Source organism: Pseudomonas sp. FP603 (assembly GCF_030687415.1).
In the GTDB taxonomy this organism is placed as follows: domain Bacteria; phylum Pseudomonadota; class Gammaproteobacteria; order Pseudomonadales; family Pseudomonadaceae; genus Aquipseudomonas; species Aquipseudomonas wuhanensis.
Map to the genome: position 1 here is coordinate 1,271,129 of NZ_CP117431.1, position 15,944 is coordinate 1,287,072.

Genomic DNA, 15,944 nt, shown 5'->3' on the forward strand with positions numbered 1-15,944 from the left:
GCAACTCAGGGTTGTTCGCTTGCCGTTCGACTAGTGCGTGCGCGTCACTTTGCTCAAATGACGCGGCTGGTCCGGGTCCATGCCTCGGGCGACGGCCAAGCCTGCGGCCATGACGTAGAAACTCTGGATCGCCAGAATCGGGTCCAGGGCCGGGTGTTCGGCGCGGCTCAGGGTCAGATCGCGTTCGGCGACGTCATCTGGCGCGGCCAGTAGCACTCGGGCACCGCGCTGGCGCATGTCGGCGGCCAGGCTCAGCAACCCGGCCTGCTCGGCGCCGCGCGGGGCGAAGATCAGCAATGGGTAGTTTTCGTCGATCAACGCCATCGGGCCGTGCCGGACTTCGGCGCTGCTGAAGGCTTCGGCCTGGATCGCCGAGGTTTCCTTGAATTTGAGCGCCGCTTCCTGGGCAATGGCGAAACCGGCGCCACGGCCGATCACCATCAAGCGCTGACAATCACGCAACGCATCGATGGCCAGGCTCCAGTCCTGTTTTGCCGCTTCGCGCAGACCTTCCGGCAGGGCAAGGCCTGCTTCCAGCAACTCCGCGTCTTCTTTCCAGTGGGCGATCAGGCGGGCGCTGGCGGTGAGGGTGGCGATAAAACTTTTGGTCGCGGCGACGCTGCTTTCCGTGCCGGCGCACAGCGGCAAGCTGAATTCGCAGGCCGCTTCCAACGGCGAGTTCTCGGCGTTGACCATGGAAATGCTCAAGGCACCGCGCTTGCGCAGCAGACGCAGGCTGTTCACCAGATCCGGACTTTGCCCCGACTGCGAGAAGGCGAACGCGACCTGGCCGCTGACCTTCAACGGTGCTTGCTGCATGGTCACCACCGACATCGGTAGCGATGCCACCGGAATGCCCAGTTGCTGCATGGTCAGGTAGGCAAAGTAGCTCGCCGCATGGTCGGAGCTGCCGCGAGCGACAGTCATCGCCACTTGCGGCGGCTGACGACGCAGGCGTCCGGCGATCTCGATCATCTGCGGGTCGAGTTGCTGCAATTGGGCTTGCACGGCCTCGAAGGAGGACAGCGCCTCTTCAAGCATTTTTGAAGTCAATGTCTTCTCCTTCGACCATGACGGCGGTCAGTGTGAGTGAGCGATCCAGCCGCACGCAGTCGGCCCAGGCGCCGGGTTGCAGGCGTCCGCGTTCTTGAAGGCCGAGGTAATCGGCGGGGAATTGCGAAAGTCGTTGCGAGGCCTCGCTGATCGGTAAACCGATCTTCACCAGGTTGCGCAGGGCTTGGTCCATGGTCAGGGTGCTGCCAGCCAGCGTGCCGTCGGGCAGGCGCACACCACCCAGGCATTTGGTCACGGTGTGGCTGCCGAGTTTGTATTCACCGTCGGGCATGCCGGCGGCGGCGGTGGAATCGGTGACGCAATACAGGCACGGGATCGAGCGCAGGGCCACGCGGATCGCGCCGGGATGCACGTGCAGCAAATCCGGAATCAGCTCGGCGTACTTGGCGTGGGCCAGCGCTGCGCCGACGATGCCCGGCTCGCGGTGGTGCAGCGGGCTCATGGCGTTGTAGAGGTGGGTGAAACTGCTGGCCCCGGCCGCAAGTGCGGCGACGCCTTCCTCATAACTGCCCAGCGTATGGCCGATTTGCATGCGCACGCCACGAGCGCTGAGGGCGCGAATCAAACCGTCGTGGCCGGCGATTTCCGGGGCGATGGTGATCACCCTGATCGGCGCCAGCGCCAGGTATTCTTCGACTTCGGCCATCAACGCGGTGTGGGCGAAATTCGGCTGAGCGCCGAGTTTGCCGGGGTTGATGTATGGGCCTTCCAGATGCACGCCGAGGACTCGGGCGCTGCCTTTGGGCCGCTGCTCGCAGAACTCGCCGACGTCCTTGAGCACTCGCGAGATCTCTTCGTTCGGCGCAGTCATGGTGGTCGCCAGCAGCGACGTAGTGCCAAAGCGCACGTGGGTTTTGGTAATGGTTTCGAAGGCGGGCGTGCCTTCCATGATGTCTTTGCCACCGCCGCCGTGAACGTGCAGGTCGATGAAACCCGGCAACAGGTAAGGCAGGTCGTTGTCCGCCGGATCGCACGGCTGGCCTTCGATGGACACGACCTTGCCGTGTTCGTGGATCAGCCGGCCGCGAACCCAGCCGTGGGCGGTGAGGATGTTGTCTTCGGACATGATCGGTTCTCGTTTGCTCGTTTGGCAACGAAGCTCTTTATCGACGGAGCTCTTTATCTGCGAAGCTCTGCGACAAAGTCGTAGTAGTCGTTGCGGCAATAGGTGTCGGTGACTTCGATTGGCGTGTTGTCTTCCAGGTAGCCGACCCGGGTCATCAGCAGCATGGCGGTGCCGGGAGCGATGCCCACCAGGGCGGCGAATTCGTCCGAGGCGTTGATCGCCTGAATGTGTTGCAGGGCGCGGACCACCGGTTTGCCGATGCCGTCGAGGTATTCGTAGAGGGAATCGCCCACCGCTTGCGGCTTGGGAATGATCGAGGCGGGCAGGGTGCTCATCTCGATTGCCATCACTGTGTCGTCGGCTTTGCGCAAGCGTTTGAGCCGCGCAACCTTGTCGTTGGGCGACAGGCCGAGACGGATCAGTTCTTCGTGGGTCGGCGGGGTGATTTCCCGTTCCAGCCATTGTGAGCCGGGGACGAAGCCCTTGAGCCGGAGCATTTCACTGAACCCCGAGAGCCGCGACAGCGGTTGTTCCAGGCGTGGGGTGATGAACGTGCCGGAGCCTTGATTGCGGCGGATCAGGCCTTGCTCGAACAGCACTTCCAGTGCTTTGCGCGCGGTGACGCGAGAGATACCCAGCAGTTCGCTGAGGTTGCGTTCTGACGGCATCGCCTGTTCGGCTTTCCACTGGCCGGCATGGATCGCCGCTTCCAGATTGCGCGCCAGTTGCAGGTACAACGGCGTGGGCTGTGTGTCGTCAGGGCGTAGGGCCTGGAGGTCATTCATGTAGGTTTGGTCCGATGCGGATGTAGGTTGTTGTCGCCCGGTTGTGGGACGAAATCTAATACCACTTAAATACCATGTCAATGCCAGTACTTTGCTGTGGGCGCAGCAAAGCCGGGCCTGCTGAAGGCTCTTAAGGGGGGCAGGTTCTAAGTGGTATTAGAGAGGGGGATTTTGAAAGTAAAGATCGCAGCCTTTGGTAGTGCCTGCAGAGGGAATTGGTATCTCCCCGGTAGGCGCTGACGAAGGCTGCGATCTTTTAAAATTATTTTTCGATGCCGACCGAAGGTAGTCACCTGATCGTTCCTACGCTCTGCGTGGGAATGCCTCTACGGACGCTCCGCGTTCGGCTTCAAGTGGGACGCGGAGCGTCCCGGGCTGCATTCCCACGCGGAGCGTGGGAACGATCATTACGGGGGGAGGTTACGGACGAATCTCAATCATCGTGCCATCCGGCACCAGGCCCCAAACCTCGCGCATGTCCATGTTGCGCATGGCAATGCAGCCGTCGGTCCAGTCCAGCGTATGGAACAGGTCTTCCGGGTTGTCTTCGGTGTCTGGAGTGCCGTGGATCATGATCATGCCGCCAGGCTCGACGCCTTCGCGCCGGGCGCGGGCGGCGTCGCTGATGTTGGGGTAGGAGATGTGCATCGCCAGGTTGAAACGGTCGCTGATCTTGCGCCAGTCCACCCAATAAAAGCCTTCGGGGGTGCGTTTGTCGCCCTCCATCAGCTTCGGCCCCGTGGGGCGTTTACCCAGGGAAATGCGATAGGTCTTGATCGGCTTGCCATCATTGATCAATTGCAATTGATGGGCAGATTTGAGAACCAGAACTTTTTCGATGACTCTGCCGTCCAGCGTTTCCGTGGAGGAAGCCTGGGTGACAGCGACAAACGATAAGCAAAAAACAGCAAGCAACCAGCGCATTGAAACGATATCCCTAAGAGGTGTCGCGACTATTTATTTTATAGATGCTTTTTTGTGTAGGAGCTTTTAAATGATGGCAGGCTGGACCAGCGGCGGGATCGATTCGGACCGCACGGGGTAGACCTCGGTCCGCCGGTCAGCGAAGAAGCATTCTAAGGTACGGCCCACCGTGCGGAAAGCCAGTTCGCCCCAAGGGATGTCGGCTTCTTCGAACAGTTGCACTTCCAGGCTCTCGGGACCCGCGGAAAAATCCAGGTCCACAAGCTCTGCGCGAAAGAACACATGCACCTGGCTGATGTGTGGCACGTCGATCAGCGTGTAGATACTCAGGTTGCGCACCCGGGCACAGGCTTCTTCGGCGGTCTCGCGAATGGCGGCTTGTTCGATGGTCTCACCATTTTCCATGAAACCGGCGGGCAGGGTCCAGTAACCGAGCCGTGGCTCGATGGCGCGACGGCACAGCAGCACCTTCGAACCCCAGGTCGGTACGCAACCGGCGACGATATTGGGGTTCTGGTAATGGATGGTATGACAGCTGTCGCAGACAAAACGCAGGCGCGAATCGCCTTCGGGAATGCGCTGGGTTACCGGGTTGCCGCACTGGCTGCAAAATTTCATGCTTGGGTTCCTGAATGCTGCGCCTATCTTGGCGTGCAGCGGTGTCGGTCGGCAAGTTGTCGTTTCGCGACATGAGGCTGTTCGGGGCTTGGGCGGCCGGTGCGATTGGTGCATGATGCAGGGTAAGGCACAGATCGAGAAGACTCATGCTGGACGAGCTACTGCACCGGGTAAGCAATCACACGCCGCGTACGCTGGAAACCGACCGACGTTTCCCCGAAGCCGCGGTATTGGTGCCCATCACGCGCAGTGACGAACCGGAATTGGTGCTAACCCTTCGCGCCAGCGGGCTCTCGACCCATGGCGGCGAAGTCGCCTTTCCCGGCGGTCGACGCGACCCTGAAGACCCTGACCTGATTTTCACTGCCTTGCGCGAAGCCGAAGAAGAAATCGGCCTGCCGCCGGGGCTGGTTGAAGTGATCGGCCCATTGAGCCCGCTGATTTCCCTGCACGGCATCAAGGTCACACCTTATGTCGGTGTGATTCCGGATTTTGTCGAGTATCTGGCCAACGACGCCGAGATCGCCGCGGTGTTCAGCGTCCCTCTGGAGTTCTTCCGCGAGGACCCGCGCGAGCACACTCACCGCATCGACTACCAGGGCCACAGTTGGTACGTGCCGAGCTATCGTTATGGCGAGTACAAGATCTGGGGGCTGACGGCGATCATGATCGTCGAGTTGATCAACCTGCTCTATGACGCGAAAATCAGCCTGCATCAACCACCCAAGAGTTTTATCAAAACCTGAAGCCATCGCGCGTATGGCGTGAATCCTGCTTTTCGCTAGTGAGCCAGCCTGGCCTTGAGGACAACAAGATGAAATACCGCCTGGGCGACGCCCGCGTCGATACCCATCCGCAGAGTTGGGTCGCACCCAACGCCGTGCTGGTGGGCAAGGTCAAACTGGAAGAGGGCGCCAACGTCTGGTTCAACGCCGTGTTGCGTGGCGACAACGAATTGATCCTGATCGGCAAGAACAGCAACGTGCAGGACGGCACCGTAATGCACACCGACATGGGCTACCCGCTGACCATTGGCACCGGCGTGACCATCGGCCACAACGCCATGCTCCACGGCTGCACAGTGGGCGATTACAGCCTGATCGGCATCAACGCGGTGATCCTCAATGGCGCGAAAATTGGCAAGAACTGCATCATCGGCGCCAACTCGCTGATCGGTGAGGGCAAGGAAATTCCGGATGGTTCACTGGTCATGGGCTCACCGGGCAAAGTCGTACGGGAGTTGACTGAGCCGCAAAAGAAGATGCTCGAAGCCAGTGCTGCCCACTATGTTCATAACTCGCAGCGTTATGCCCGCGACTTGGTCGAGCAGGAAGAATGAGCACCATTGAACGACCGGTTCCATCGCCGTGCGTGAACATTTGCGCGCTGGATGAGGATGACATTTGCACCGGGTGTCAGCGCACGGTGGAAGAAATCACCCGCTGGAGCCGGATGGACAACGCAGAGCGGCGCAAGGTGTTGGGGTTGTGTCATGAGCGGGCGAAGTCGAGTGGGTTGATCTGGATGTTGCCCTCCAAGTCCGATTCCTGATGATTGCACGCGGTTCTTGTGGCGAGGGGGCTTGCCCCCGTTCGGCTGCGCAGCAGTCGTAAAGTCGATACGCGCGGTGATTCAGGTAGAAAATAGTTGCAGGTTTTAGCACTGCTACGCAGTGCAACGGGGGCAAGCCCCCTCGCCACAGGTGATCTGTGCGCTGAAGATGAAGTACCCTGTGCACCAAATTGACAGGTATCCCCCGCCCCATGTTCTTCCTGATCGCCTACATCAGCAGCGTCGTGCTGATCAATTACGCCTTTTCCAGCGCCCCGCACCTGGACATCATCTGGTCGGCCTGGGGTGGTCTGGTGTTCGTGCTGCGCGACATGGTGCAAACCCGTTTCGGTCACGGCGCGCTCGCGGCGATGCTGGTGGCGCTGGTGCTGTCCTATGTCACTTCCGACCCGTCCATTGCCTTGGCCAGCGCTACGGCGTTCGCGGTGTCCGAGTGTATCGACTGGCTGGTGTTCAGCATCACCAAGCGTCCATTGCACGATCGCCTGTGGATAAGTTCGGCGCTGAGCATCCCGCTGGACACCTTCATCTTCTTCGGCATGATCGATGCTTTCACTCCGGCCGTGATCCTCACCGCCATGGGTTCGAAGTTCGCAGGTGTGACGGTCGTATGGCTGATCATGGCCTGGCGCTTGCGTAATCAGGCTGTCGCCAGCTGAAGCCAAACCCTCAGGTTCATGTAAAATGCCGCGCTTTCTCCCCATGGGAAGCGTGCCAGGCACCGCATCCCTCGATGATCCGCTTCTTGAGGACCTGAGATGACCCGTATCGGAACTCCATTGTCGCCAACCGCGACCCGCGTATTGCTGTGTGGCTGTGGTGAGTTGGGCAAGGAGGTGGTGATCGAGCTGCAACGCCTGGGCGTTGAAGTGATTGCCGTGGATCGCTACGCCAATGCGCCGGCCATGCAAGTCGCCCATCGCAGCCATGTGATCAACATGCTCGACGGCGCCGCCCTGCGTGCAGTGATCGAAGCCGAGAAGCCGGACTTCATCGTGCCGGAAATCGAAGCCATCGCCACCGCGACCCTGGTGGAGCTGGAGTCCGAAGGCTTCACCGTGATTCCGACCGCCCGCGCCGCACAGCTGACCATGAACCGCGAAGGCATCCGTCGCCTGGCCGCTGAAGAGCTGGGTCTGCCGACGTCGCCGTACCACTTCGCCGACACCTTCGAGGACTACAGCAAGGCTGTCGAAAATCTGGGTTTCCCATGCGTGGTCAAACCGGTCATGAGTTCCTCGGGCAAAGGCCAGAGCCTGCTGCGCAGCGTTGATGACGTGCAGAAGGCCTGGGATTACGCTCAAGAAGGTGGCCGCGCCGGTAAAGGTCGCGTGATCATCGAAGGCTTCATCGACTTCGACTACGAAATCACCCTGCTGACCGTGCGCCACGTTGGCGGCACTACGTTCTGCGCGCCGGTTGGCCACCGTCAGGAGAAGGGCGACTACCAGGAATCCTGGCAGCCACAAGCCATGAGCCCGGTTGCTCTGGCTGAATCCGAGCGCGTTGCCAAAGCGGTGACCGAAGCCCTGGGTGGCCGTGGTCTGTTTGGCGTCGAGCTGTTCATCAAAGGTGATCAGGTCTGGTTCAGCGAAGTCTCGCCGCGCCCCCATGACACCGGTCTGGTGACTCTGATTTCCCAGGACCTGTCGCAGTTCGCGCTGCACGCACGGGCGATCCTGGGCCTGCCGATTCCATTGATCCGTCAGTTCGGCCCATCGGCTTCGGCGGTGATTCTGGTGGAAGGGCAGTCGGCTCAGACCGCATTCGCCAATTTGGGCGCTGCGTTGAGCGAGCCGGATACTGCATTGCGTCTGTTCGGCAAGCCTGAGGTTAATGGCCAGCGTCGGATGGGTGTGGCGTTGGCGCGTGATGAGTCGATCGAGGCTGCACGGGCAAAAGCGACCCGCGCTTCTCAGGCTGTTGTTGTAGAGCTGTAAACCGAGGCGCGGCTATCGCGGGCAAGTCGAATCGTCGCACCGCCGCTCCCACAGGATTTAGGTTGTTCGCAGATGTTGTGTACACCCAAAACCTGTGGGAGCGGGCTTGCCCGCGATGGCGGTCTATCAGGCCACCCGATTCAAATCGTTATGCCGCGTCTCCTTCAGGCACAGCACCGCAATCAAGCTCAGCACCGCCGCCCCCGACACATACCCGCCGACATAACTCAAACCGCCCATCGCCACCAGTTTTTGCGCAAAGAACGGCGCCGCCGAGGCTCCGACGATCCCGCCCAGGTTGTAGGCCGCCGATGCGCCGGTATAGCGCACGTGGGTTGGAAACAGCTCTGGCAGCAGCGCGCCCATCGGCGCAAATGTCACGCCCATCAGAAACAGTTCGATGCACAGGAACAGCGCCACGCCCCAGGTCGAGCCTTGGGTCAGCAGCGGTTCCATCAGGAATCCGGACAGAACCGCCAGCACACCACCGATGATCAGCACCGGTTTGCGCCCGAAACGATCACTCGCCCAAGCCGACAGCGGTGTTGCGGCCGCCATGAACAGCACGGCGAAACACAGCAGGCCGAGGAAGGTTTCTCGGGTGTAACCGAGCGTCGACACGCCATAGCTCAACGAAAACACCGTTGATATGTAGAACAGCGCGTAGCACACCACCATCGCCCCGGCCCCCAGCAGCATCGGTGCCCAGTATTGGCTGAACAGCTCGACCAGCGGGATTTTCACTCGTTCCTGACGAGCCATGGCGTTGGCGAACACCGGGGTTTCGTGGAGCTTGAGGCGCACGTACAAGCCCACCATCACCAGCGCGGCACTGAGCAGGAACGGAATCCGCCAGCCCCACGAACGGAACTGCTCGTCGTTCAGGCTCATGGCCAGGGTCAGGAACAGGCCGTTGGCCGCCAGAAACCCGATCGATGGACCGAGTTGCGGGAACATGCCGTACCAGGCGCGCTTGCCTTTGGGCGCGTTCTCCGTGGCCAGCAATGCGGCGCCGCCCCATTCACCGCCCAGCCCCAGGCCCTGGCCGAAGCGCAGTACGCAAAGCAGGATCGGCGCCCAGGCGCCAATGCTGTCGTAACCCGGCAGCACGCCAATCAGCGTGGTACACACGCCCATCAATAGCAGGGAAGCGACCAGTGTCGATTTACGCCCGATGCGGTCACCGAAGTGGCCGAACAGCGCCGAACCCAGTGGCCGCGCAAGGAAGGCGATACCGAAGGTGAGGAACGCCGACAGCATCTGGGCAGTGCCGGAGGTTTGCGGAAAAAACACCGGACCGATCACCAGCGCAGCGGCGGTGGCATAGACGTAGAAATCGTAGAACTCGATGGCTGTGCCGATGAAACTCGCGGTGGCTACTCGGGTGGCGGAGTTGGTTGGTTGGACAGGCGCGGTGTCGCTGAACGTTGTGCTGGTCGTCATGCGGTAATCCCTGACAGTCATGTGCCCCAGTGGAGCGAATTATTATGGTCGAATACCCAGGGATGTGGGTTGAGATACGGTCGCTGTTCAAGGTAGGAACAGTCGTCGCAGTGGTGCGGATATTGTCGATGAACTGGCCGGAACCTGCTGCGTGCGGGGTAAGCACGTGGTTCGGCGGAGGCTTGGGTAAGCAGCTTGATTATAGGAAGGCGGCTAATGATTCAACAAGCGGCTTGGAGGATGCGATGGCTTTTGTGGCGAGGGAGCTTGCTCCCGCTCGGGCGCGTAGCGGCCGCAAAATGGCTGAATGCGTTCGTTAAGCATCATCGTAGCTGATCGGGCCTGCTTCGCAGGCCAGCGGGAGCAAGCTCCCTCGCCACAGGCAAGCCCCCTCGCCACAAGGAATTGCGTCAGATTTTGGAAAGGGCCGGTACTGAGCTGGTATGCCAGATCAGCACGCGCGTGACGCGATTGTCTTCCGTCTCCAGAATTTCCAGCCGATAACGCCCGATCTTCAGGCAGACCGCGCTGTCCGGAATCGTTTCCAGCGCCTCGGTCACCAACCCGTTAAGGGTTTTCGGACCATCGCTGGGCAAGTGCCAGCCAAGGCTTTTGTTCAATTCGCGAATCGACGCCGCACCCTCGATGACCAGACGACCATCGGCCTGCGGATGGATGTGCGGGTTATCCAGGCTGTGCTGGCTTTCGAATTCACCGACGATTTCTTCGAGAATGTCTTCCAGGGTCACGATGCCCAGCACTTCTCCGTATTCGTCGACCACCATTCCCAAGCGCCGCTGCTGCTTGTGGAAATTCAGCAATTGCAGCTGCAGCGGGGTGCTTTCCGGTACGAAGTACGGTTCGTGACTGGCTGCCAGCAGCGCTTCCAGGGTCAGGCTTGAATCCGGCAATAAATGACGGATCTGGCGGGTGTTGAGCACCGCTTCGACCTGGTTGATGTCGCTGTGGAATACCGGCAGGCGGGTGCGCCTGTTATGGCGCAGTTGCTCGATGATTTCTTCGAGGGAGTCGTCCAGATTGATTCCGTCGACGTCACTGCGCGGCACCAGAATATCGTTGACCGTAATGTTATCCAGTGCGTGGATGCCTGACAGCGAATGCGGGCGACTGGCTGCGTGTTCGTGATCGTCGCGCCGATCTGCCGGCGCCTCGTCTTCGCTTTGCTGCACCACGTTGATTTTGCGGGCGAATGGTCGCATTAGCAGTTGGCTGATGGCATTGAGTAGCCAGGCAGCCGGGTAGACGATCCTCAAGGGTACGCCGAGCAGTGTGTTACCCAGGGTCAGTACGGCATCCGGATAGCGCGCGGCAAGGGTGCGCGGCAGGTAGTCGGCGAACACCAGCAACACCGCGCTGGCACCGAGGCAGGCAATCCATGGGCCGTTTTGCGCCCAGGTGAAAATCGCTAGCAAGGTGCTGATGACCACCACCAGCGCGCGACACAGGGTGTTGCAGAGAATCAGGCTGCTGAGTGGGAAACTCAGCTTGGCCACGGGTTTGTCGCTCGAACGCGAGGCCGTTCGCTGGGCCAGCAAGTGCTGTTGTGCAATTTCGATGGCGGTAAACAGCCCCGACCATAAAATCAGCAGGGCCAGCACCGCGAGCATCGGCCCTATGGGCAAGTCGTCCATTAATGCCGCCCGTCAGATATGCAGAATGTATTCGCGGACCAGCTTGCTGCCGAAATACGCCAGCATCAGCAGGCAAAAACCGGCAAGGGTCCAGCGGATGGCTTTGTGTCCGCGCCAGCCGAGGCGGTTACGTCCCCAAAGCAACACGCTGAACACAATCCAGGCCAGGCACGCCAGCAGGGTTTTATGCACCAGGTGCTGGGCGAACAGATTCTCGACGAACAGCCAGCCGGAGATCAGTGACAGCGACAGCAGGCTCCAGCCAGCCCAGAGGAAACCAAACAGCAGGCTTTCCATGGTTTGCAGCGGCGGGAAATTCTTGATCAGCCCGGACGGATGCTTGTGTTTGAGCTGATGGTCCTGAACCAGCAGCAGCAAAGCCTGGAACACCGCGATGGTGAACATGCCGTAAGCGAGGATCGACAAGAGGATGTGGGCGAGGATGCCTGGCTCTTCGTCAATGATCTGCACTGTACCGGCAGGGGCAAACTGTGCCAGCAGCACGGTGGCGGCGCCCAGCGGGAACAGCAATAGCAGCAGGTTTTCCACCGGAATCCGCGAGCAGGCCAGCAAGGTCAGGGCGATGACCGCTGCGGCAATCAGGCTGGCGGCGCTGAAAAAGTCCAGGGCCAGGCCGATCGGTGTCAGCAGATAGGTGATCAGGCTGACGCTGTGGGCCAGCACGGCCAGCACACCGAGCGTGACCAGCAGGCGCTTGTTCGCCTTGGCGCCGGTGGCCAGACGAGTGCCCTGATAGAGAGTCGCAGCGGCATATAAGCAGGCGGCGGCGAGGGTGGTAAGCAAACTGGGTGACAAGGGGAGCATAAATCCTGTTAGGCAAGCCCGAAAGGCGCTGAGTTTGGCATAGAACCCCCACAGCACGAAAGACCATGCAACCTGACGGCGAGGTGTCCGCCAGACGCAGTCTTCGCTATAATCCGCGACCTGCCCACGCCGCAGGCTCGCCGAGCACATGTTTATTCCGGTCTGGGCCGCCATTATCCCGGTCTACACAGGGCCTGAAAGGATCGCGCAATGTTTGAAAACTTAACCGACCGTCTCTCGCAGACGCTGCGCCATGTCACCGGCAAGGCCAAGCTGACCGAAGACAACATCAAAGACACCCTGCGCGAAGTGCGCATGGCGCTGCTCGAGGCCGACGTCGCCTTGCCGGTGGTCAAAGACTTCGTCAATTCGGTCAAGGAACGTGCTGTTGGCACCGAGGTGTCGCGCAGCCTGACGCCGGGCCAGGCCTTCGTGAAAATCGTCCAGGCCGAACTCGAAAGCCTGATGGGCGCGGCCAACGAAGACCTGAACCTGAGCGCCGTTCCTCCTGCCGTCGTGTTGATGGCCGGTTTGCAAGGTGCGGGTAAAACCACCACCGCCGGCAAACTGGCGCGCTTTCTTAAAGAACGCAAGAAGAAGTCGGTCATGGTCGTGTCCGCGGACGTTTACCGTCCGGCGGCGATCAAGCAGCTTGAAATGCTCGCGGGTGAAATTGGCGTTACCTTCTTCCCGTCCGACCTGAGCCAGAAGCCGGTCGACATCGCGCAAGCCGCTATTAAAGAAGCAAAACTGAAATTCATCGACGTGGTCATCGTCGATACCGCCGGTCGTCTGCACATCGACGAAGAGATGATGGGCGAGATCAAGGCGCTGCACGCCGCGATCAACCCGGTTGAAACCCTGTTCGTGGTCGATGCCATGACCGGCCAGGACGCCGCCAACACGGCCAAGGCCTTCGGCGATGCGCTGCCGCTGACCGGTGTGATCCTGACCAAGGTCGACGGCGATGCTCGTGGCGGTGCCGCGCTGTCGGTACGTGCCATCACCGGCAAGCCGATCAAGTTCATCGGTATGGGCGAGAAGAGCGAAGCGCTCGAACCGTTCCATCCTGAGCGTATTGCGTCGCGCATCCTTGGCATGGGCGACGTGCTCAGCCTGATCGAGCAGGCTGAACAGACCCTCGACAAAGACAAGGCCGATAAACTGGCCAAGAAGCTGAAGAAGGGCAAGGGCTTCGATCTCGAAGACTTCCGCGATCAGCTGCAACAGATGAAGAACATGGGCGGCCTCGGCGGCCTCATGGACAAACTGCCGAACATCGGCGGCGTGAATCTGGCGCAAATGGGCAACGCCCAGGGCGCGGCAGAGAAACAGTTCAAGCAGATGGAAGCCATCATCAACTCCATGACCCCGGCCGAGCGCCGCGACCCCGAGCTGATCAGCGGTTCGCGCAAGCGCCGGATCGCCATGGGTTCCGGCACTCAGGTGCAGGATATCGGTCGCTTGATCAAGCAGCACAAGCAGATGCAGAAGATGATGAAAAAATTCTCCGCGAAAGGCGGCATGGCTAAAATGATGCGCGGCATGGGCGGTATGTTGCCCGGCGGCGGTATGCCGAAAATGTAAAGTATTTACGCAAGGGCTTGCCCTTGCATCTCCCACAAGGAAGTGGGATCTCCAGCAAACCCGCACTTGGCGGGAGCTGACTGGCCATTTTCAACGATGGCTCTATAGCAAATCTGGATGGCGACCGATAGGTCGCCGGAAAAAGACATTTGCAAAAGTCCGGATATTCCTTAGAATATGCGGCCTTTCGGGCACCTATGCCCGCTGTGCCTTTAGATTTGCAGCACCGACTACAGGAACGATGTTCACATGCTAACAATCCGTCTTGCCCTTGGCGGCTCCAAAAAGCGCCCGTTTTACCACTTGACCGTAACCGACAGCCGCAACCCGCGCGACGGTTCGCACAAGGAACAGGTTGGTTTCTTCAACCCTGTTGCTCGTGGTCAAGAAGTTCGTCTGTCCGTGAACCAAGAGCGCGTAGCCTACTGGCTGAGCGTTGGTGCACAACCTTCTGAGCGCGTTGCTCAGTTGTTGAAGGAATCTGCTAAGGCTGCGGCCTGAGCTATATGAACGCGACGCCAGCTGTTGCCGATGATTTGATCGTTATTGGCAAAATTTATTCTGTTCATGGCGTTCGCGGCGAAGTGAAGGTGTATTCCTTTACTGATCCAACTGAAAACCTGTTGCAGTACAAAACCTGGACGCTCAAGCGCGAAGGTAATGTGAAACAGGTTGAGCTGGTCAGCGGACGTGGGAGCGACAAGTTCCTGGTCGCAAAGCTCAAGGGTCTTGATGATCGTGAAGAAGCGCGTCTTCTGGCTGGTTATGAGATCTGTGTGCCGCGCAACCTGTTCCCTGAATTGACCGACGGCGAGTACTACTGGTACCAGCTGGAAGGTCTGAAGGTTATTGATCAGCTCGGGCAATTGCTCGGGAAAATCGATCATCTTCTGGAAACCGGCGCCAATGATGTAATGGTGGTCAAGCCTTGCGCTGGCAGCCTGGATGATCGCGAACGCCTGTTGCCCTATACGGAGCAATGCGTGTTGGCTGTCGACCTTGCCGCAGGCGAGATGAAGGTGGAATGGGATGCGGACTTCTAAGCGTGGCTAACCTGCGCGTAGAAGTGATCAGTTTGTTTCCCGAGATGTTCTCCGCCATCAGCGAGTACGGCATCACCAGTCGGGCGGTGAAACAGGGGCTGTTGCAGCTCACCTGTTGGAATCCGCGAGACTACACGACGGATCGGCATCACACTGTGGACGATCGCCCATTTGGCGGTGGTCCGGGCATGGTGATGAAGATCAAGCCCCTGGAAGATGCTTTGGTTCAGGCCAAGGCAGCAGCCGGGGAGGCGGCGAAGGTGATTTACCTGTCCCCCCAAGGCCGTCAACTGACTCAGTCGGCGGTACGCGAGTTGGCGAATCTGGATGCATTGATCCTGATTGCCGGCCGCTATGAAGGTATTGACGAGCGTTTTATTGATGCTCATGTCGATGAAGAGTGGTCGATTGGCGACTATGTACTGTCTGGCGGCGAGCTGCCGGCGATGGTCCTGATCGATGCGGTTACACGACTGCTGCCTGGAGCTTTAGGGCATGCGGACTCCGCCGAGGAAGATTCCTTTACGGATGGTTTGCTGGATTGCCCGCACTACACCCGACCGGAGGTGTATGCGGATCAGCGTGTTCCCGACGTATTGCTAAGTGGCAATCACGCGCATATCCGGCGTTGGCGTTTACAGCAGTCCCTTGGTAGGACCTTTGAACGACGCGCCGATCTTCTGGAAAGCCGCTCGCTTTCTGGAGAAGAGAAGAAGCTGCTCGAGGAATACATCCGCGAGCGGGACGATAGTTAACAACGTATCGATGGTAGATCCGACGATTTACCTTAGGAGCACAGCATGACTAACAAAATCATCCTTGCACTCGAAGCAGAGCAGATGACCAAAGAGATCCCTACCTTTGCCCCGGGCGACACCATTGTCGTTCAGGTGAAAGTGAAGGAAGGTGATCGTTCGCGTCTGCAAGCGTTCGAAGGCGTCGTTATCGCCAAGCGTAACCGCGGCGTAAACAGTGCTTTCACCGTTCGTAAAATCTCCAACGGTGTTGGCGTAGAGCGTACTTTCCAGACCTACAGCCCGCAAATCGACAGCATGGCCGTTAAGCGTCGCGGTGACGTACGTAAAGCCAAGCTGTACTACCTGCGTGACCTGTCCGGTAAAGCAGCTCGCATCAAGGAAAAACTGGCTTAAGTCCAGCTTCCGATGCCGAAACGCCGGCCTGTTCAGGCTGGCGATTCAAGAAAATGCCTCGTATCGAAAGATGCGGGGCATTTTTCGTTATGGTGCGGAACCTGTAGGCGCGAGGCTGCCCGCGAAGAGGGTGTGACAGTCGATATTGATGTTGCCTGGTACGCCGCCTTCTCGGGCAGGCCCGCTCCAGCAAGGGGGGGGGCGGCATTGAGGGTTTTTTTCTGCGCAAAAAAACGCCCCGAACAAGTCGGGGCGTTTTCTTGA

18 protein-coding genes are annotated in these 15,944 nt (G+C 59.6%); 10 read left to right on the forward strand and 8 right to left on the reverse strand.

Annotated features, from left to right (window positions below; translation table 11 throughout):
- Nucleotides 1-30: 30 nt before the first annotated feature.
- The 5 genes from PSH65_RS05935 to PSH65_RS05955 all read right to left on the reverse strand — a co-directional run bounded on the left by PSH65_RS05935 (nucleotide 31) and on the right by PSH65_RS05955 (nucleotide 4,467).
- A complete protein-coding gene (locus PSH65_RS05935; protein WP_305425327.1) occupies nucleotides 31-1,053 on the reverse strand; it encodes an SIS domain-containing protein in 1,023 nt (340 codons plus the stop codon).
- A complete protein-coding gene (gene nagA, locus PSH65_RS05940) occupies nucleotides 1,034-2,140 on the reverse strand; it encodes an N-acetylglucosamine-6-phosphate deacetylase (RefSeq protein WP_305425329.1) in 1,107 nt (368 codons plus the stop codon). The genes PSH65_RS05935 and nagA overlap by 20 nt, the downstream gene beginning before the upstream one ends.
- 53 nt (nucleotides 2,141-2,193) lie before the next feature.
- The gene (locus PSH65_RS05945) at nucleotides 2,194-2,925 is read right to left on the reverse strand and encodes a GntR family transcriptional regulator (RefSeq protein WP_305425330.1); all 732 of its coding nucleotides are present in this window, start codon (nucleotides 2,923-2,925) and stop codon (nucleotides 2,194-2,196) included.
- 420 nt (nucleotides 2,926-3,345) lie between these two features.
- The gene (locus PSH65_RS05950; RefSeq protein ID WP_305425331.1) at nucleotides 3,346-3,849 is read right to left on the reverse strand and encodes a murein L,D-transpeptidase family protein; all 504 of its coding nucleotides are present in this window, start codon (nucleotides 3,847-3,849) and stop codon (nucleotides 3,346-3,348) included.
- Nucleotides 3,850-3,915: 66 nt separating this feature from the next.
- On the reverse strand, nucleotides 3,916-4,467 hold the full coding sequence (locus PSH65_RS05955; protein WP_038981700.1) for an NUDIX hydrolase: 552 nt from the start codon (nucleotides 4,465-4,467) through the stop codon (nucleotides 3,916-3,918).
- A 146-nt stretch (nucleotides 4,468-4,613) separates the two neighbouring features.
- On the opposite strand from PSH65_RS05955, the gene PSH65_RS05960 reads away from it, so the two are divergent.
- From PSH65_RS05960 to purT, 5 genes are all read left to right on the forward strand, one after another.
- Nucleotides 4,614-5,213, forward strand: coding sequence for a CoA pyrophosphatase (locus PSH65_RS05960; protein ID WP_305425332.1), 600 nt, complete (start codon nucleotides 4,614-4,616; stop codon nucleotides 5,211-5,213).
- Between the two features lie 68 nt (nucleotides 5,214-5,281).
- Entirely contained in the window at nucleotides 5,282-5,806 is a 525-nt protein-coding gene (locus tag PSH65_RS05965) for a gamma carbonic anhydrase family protein (RefSeq protein ID WP_003221962.1), read from the forward strand.
- Nucleotides 5,803-6,018 carry a DUF1289 domain-containing protein gene (locus tag PSH65_RS05970; RefSeq protein ID WP_008014745.1) on the forward strand — a complete coding sequence of 72 codons (216 nt, stop codon included), beginning with the start codon at nucleotides 5,803-5,805 and terminating at the stop codon, nucleotides 6,016-6,018. Before PSH65_RS05965 ends, PSH65_RS05970 begins: the two co-directional genes overlap by 4 nt.
- Before the next feature lie 212 nt (nucleotides 6,019-6,230).
- On the forward strand, nucleotides 6,231-6,698 hold the full coding sequence (locus PSH65_RS05975) for a VUT family protein (RefSeq protein WP_305425333.1): 468 nt from the start codon (nucleotides 6,231-6,233) through the stop codon (nucleotides 6,696-6,698).
- 99 nt (nucleotides 6,699-6,797) lie between these two features.
- Nucleotides 6,798-7,979 (forward strand): formate-dependent phosphoribosylglycinamide formyltransferase, encoded by a 1,182-nt coding sequence (purT, locus tag PSH65_RS05980; protein WP_305425334.1) that lies wholly within the window; start codon nucleotides 6,798-6,800, stop codon nucleotides 7,977-7,979.
- Nucleotides 7,980-8,105: 126 nt separating this feature from the next.
- Here purT and PSH65_RS05985 read toward each other — a convergent pair whose 3' ends face one another.
- From PSH65_RS05985 to PSH65_RS05995, 3 genes are all read right to left on the reverse strand, one after another.
- Nucleotides 8,106-9,422 (reverse strand): MFS transporter, encoded by a 1,317-nt coding sequence (locus tag PSH65_RS05985; protein ID WP_305425335.1) that lies wholly within the window; start codon nucleotides 9,420-9,422, stop codon nucleotides 8,106-8,108.
- A gap of 410 nt (nucleotides 9,423-9,832) precedes the next feature.
- Nucleotides 9,833-11,074, reverse strand: a complete 1,242-nt coding sequence (locus tag PSH65_RS05990; protein WP_305425336.1) for an HlyC/CorC family transporter — start codon at nucleotides 11,072-11,074, stop codon at nucleotides 9,833-9,835.
- 12 nt (nucleotides 11,075-11,086) lie between these two features.
- A complete protein-coding gene (locus PSH65_RS05995; RefSeq protein WP_030129838.1) occupies nucleotides 11,087-11,899 on the reverse strand; it encodes an inner membrane protein YpjD in 813 nt (270 codons plus the stop codon).
- A gap of 210 nt (nucleotides 11,900-12,109) precedes the next feature.
- Here PSH65_RS05995 and ffh point away from each other — a divergent pair, with 210 nt between their 5' ends.
- From ffh to rplS, 5 genes are all read left to right on the forward strand, one after another.
- Nucleotides 12,110-13,486: a signal recognition particle protein gene (gene ffh / locus PSH65_RS06000; RefSeq protein ID WP_123494408.1), complete on the forward strand. Its 1,377-nt coding sequence runs from the start codon at nucleotides 12,110-12,112 to the stop codon at nucleotides 13,484-13,486.
- 249 nt (nucleotides 13,487-13,735) lie between these two features.
- On the forward strand, nucleotides 13,736-13,987 hold the full coding sequence (gene rpsP / locus PSH65_RS06005) for a 30S ribosomal protein S16 (RefSeq protein WP_003198088.1): 252 nt from the start codon (nucleotides 13,736-13,738) through the stop codon (nucleotides 13,985-13,987).
- A 5-nt stretch (nucleotides 13,988-13,992) separates the two neighbouring features.
- Nucleotides 13,993-14,529, forward strand: a complete 537-nt coding sequence (gene rimM, locus PSH65_RS06010; RefSeq protein WP_046053340.1) for a ribosome maturation factor RimM — start codon at nucleotides 13,993-13,995, stop codon at nucleotides 14,527-14,529.
- The gene (gene trmD, locus PSH65_RS06015; protein ID WP_173860472.1) at nucleotides 14,511-15,284 is read left to right on the forward strand and encodes a tRNA (guanosine(37)-N1)-methyltransferase TrmD; all 774 of its coding nucleotides are present in this window, start codon (nucleotides 14,511-14,513) and stop codon (nucleotides 15,282-15,284) included. Before rimM ends, trmD begins: the two co-directional genes overlap by 19 nt.
- A gap of 45 nt (nucleotides 15,285-15,329) precedes the next feature.
- On the forward strand, nucleotides 15,330-15,680 hold the full coding sequence (rplS, locus tag PSH65_RS06020; protein ID WP_003175895.1) for a 50S ribosomal protein L19: 351 nt from the start codon (nucleotides 15,330-15,332) through the stop codon (nucleotides 15,678-15,680).
- The last annotated feature ends 264 nt before the right edge of the window (nucleotides 15,681-15,944 follow it).

Excerpts from the sequence above, each read along its gene's own strand:
- PSH65_RS05945 (WP_305425330.1), bottom strand. The coding sequence starts at position 2,925 with ATGAATGACCTCCAGGCCCTACGCCCTGACGACACACAGCCCACGCCG.
- ffh (WP_123494408.1), top strand. The coding sequence starts at position 12,110 with ATGTTTGAAAACTTAACCGACCGTCTCTCGCAGACGCTGCGCCATGTC.
- PSH65_RS05965 (WP_003221962.1), top strand. The coding sequence starts at position 5,282 with ATGAAATACCGCCTGGGCGACGCCCGCGTCGATACCCATCCGCAGAGT.
- PSH65_RS05970 (WP_008014745.1), top strand. The coding sequence starts at position 5,803 with ATGAGCACCATTGAACGACCGGTTCCATCGCCGTGCGTGAACATTTGC.
- PSH65_RS05990 (WP_305425336.1), bottom strand. The coding sequence starts at position 11,074 with ATGGACGACTTGCCCATAGGGCCGATGCTCGCGGTGCTGGCCCTGCTG.
- rpsP (WP_003198088.1), top strand. The coding sequence starts at position 13,736 with ATGCTAACAATCCGTCTTGCCCTTGGCGGCTCCAAAAAGCGCCCGTTT.
- PSH65_RS05950 (WP_305425331.1), bottom strand. The coding sequence starts at position 3,849 with ATGCGCTGGTTGCTTGCTGTTTTTTGCTTATCGTTTGTCGCTGTCACC.
- rimM (WP_046053340.1), top strand. The coding sequence starts at position 13,993 with ATGAACGCGACGCCAGCTGTTGCCGATGATTTGATCGTTATTGGCAAA.
- rplS (WP_003175895.1), top strand. The coding sequence starts at position 15,330 with ATGACTAACAAAATCATCCTTGCACTCGAAGCAGAGCAGATGACCAAA.
- nagA (WP_305425329.1), bottom strand. The coding sequence starts at position 2,140 with ATGTCCGAAGACAACATCCTCACCGCCCACGGCTGGGTTCGCGGCCGG.
- trmD (WP_173860472.1), top strand. The coding sequence starts at position 14,511 with ATGGGATGCGGACTTCTAAGCGTGGCTAACCTGCGCGTAGAAGTGATC.
- PSH65_RS05985 (WP_305425335.1), bottom strand. The coding sequence starts at position 9,422 with ATGACGACCAGCACAACGTTCAGCGACACCGCGCCTGTCCAACCAACC.
- purT (WP_305425334.1), top strand. The coding sequence starts at position 6,798 with ATGACCCGTATCGGAACTCCATTGTCGCCAACCGCGACCCGCGTATTG.
- PSH65_RS05975 (WP_305425333.1), top strand. The coding sequence starts at position 6,231 with ATGTTCTTCCTGATCGCCTACATCAGCAGCGTCGTGCTGATCAATTAC.
- PSH65_RS05955 (WP_038981700.1), bottom strand. The coding sequence starts at position 4,467 with ATGAAATTTTGCAGCCAGTGCGGCAACCCGGTAACCCAGCGCATTCCC.
- PSH65_RS05995 (WP_030129838.1), bottom strand. The coding sequence starts at position 11,899 with ATGCTCCCCTTGTCACCCAGTTTGCTTACCACCCTCGCCGCCGCCTGC.
- PSH65_RS05960 (WP_305425332.1), top strand. The coding sequence starts at position 4,614 with ATGCTGGACGAGCTACTGCACCGGGTAAGCAATCACACGCCGCGTACG.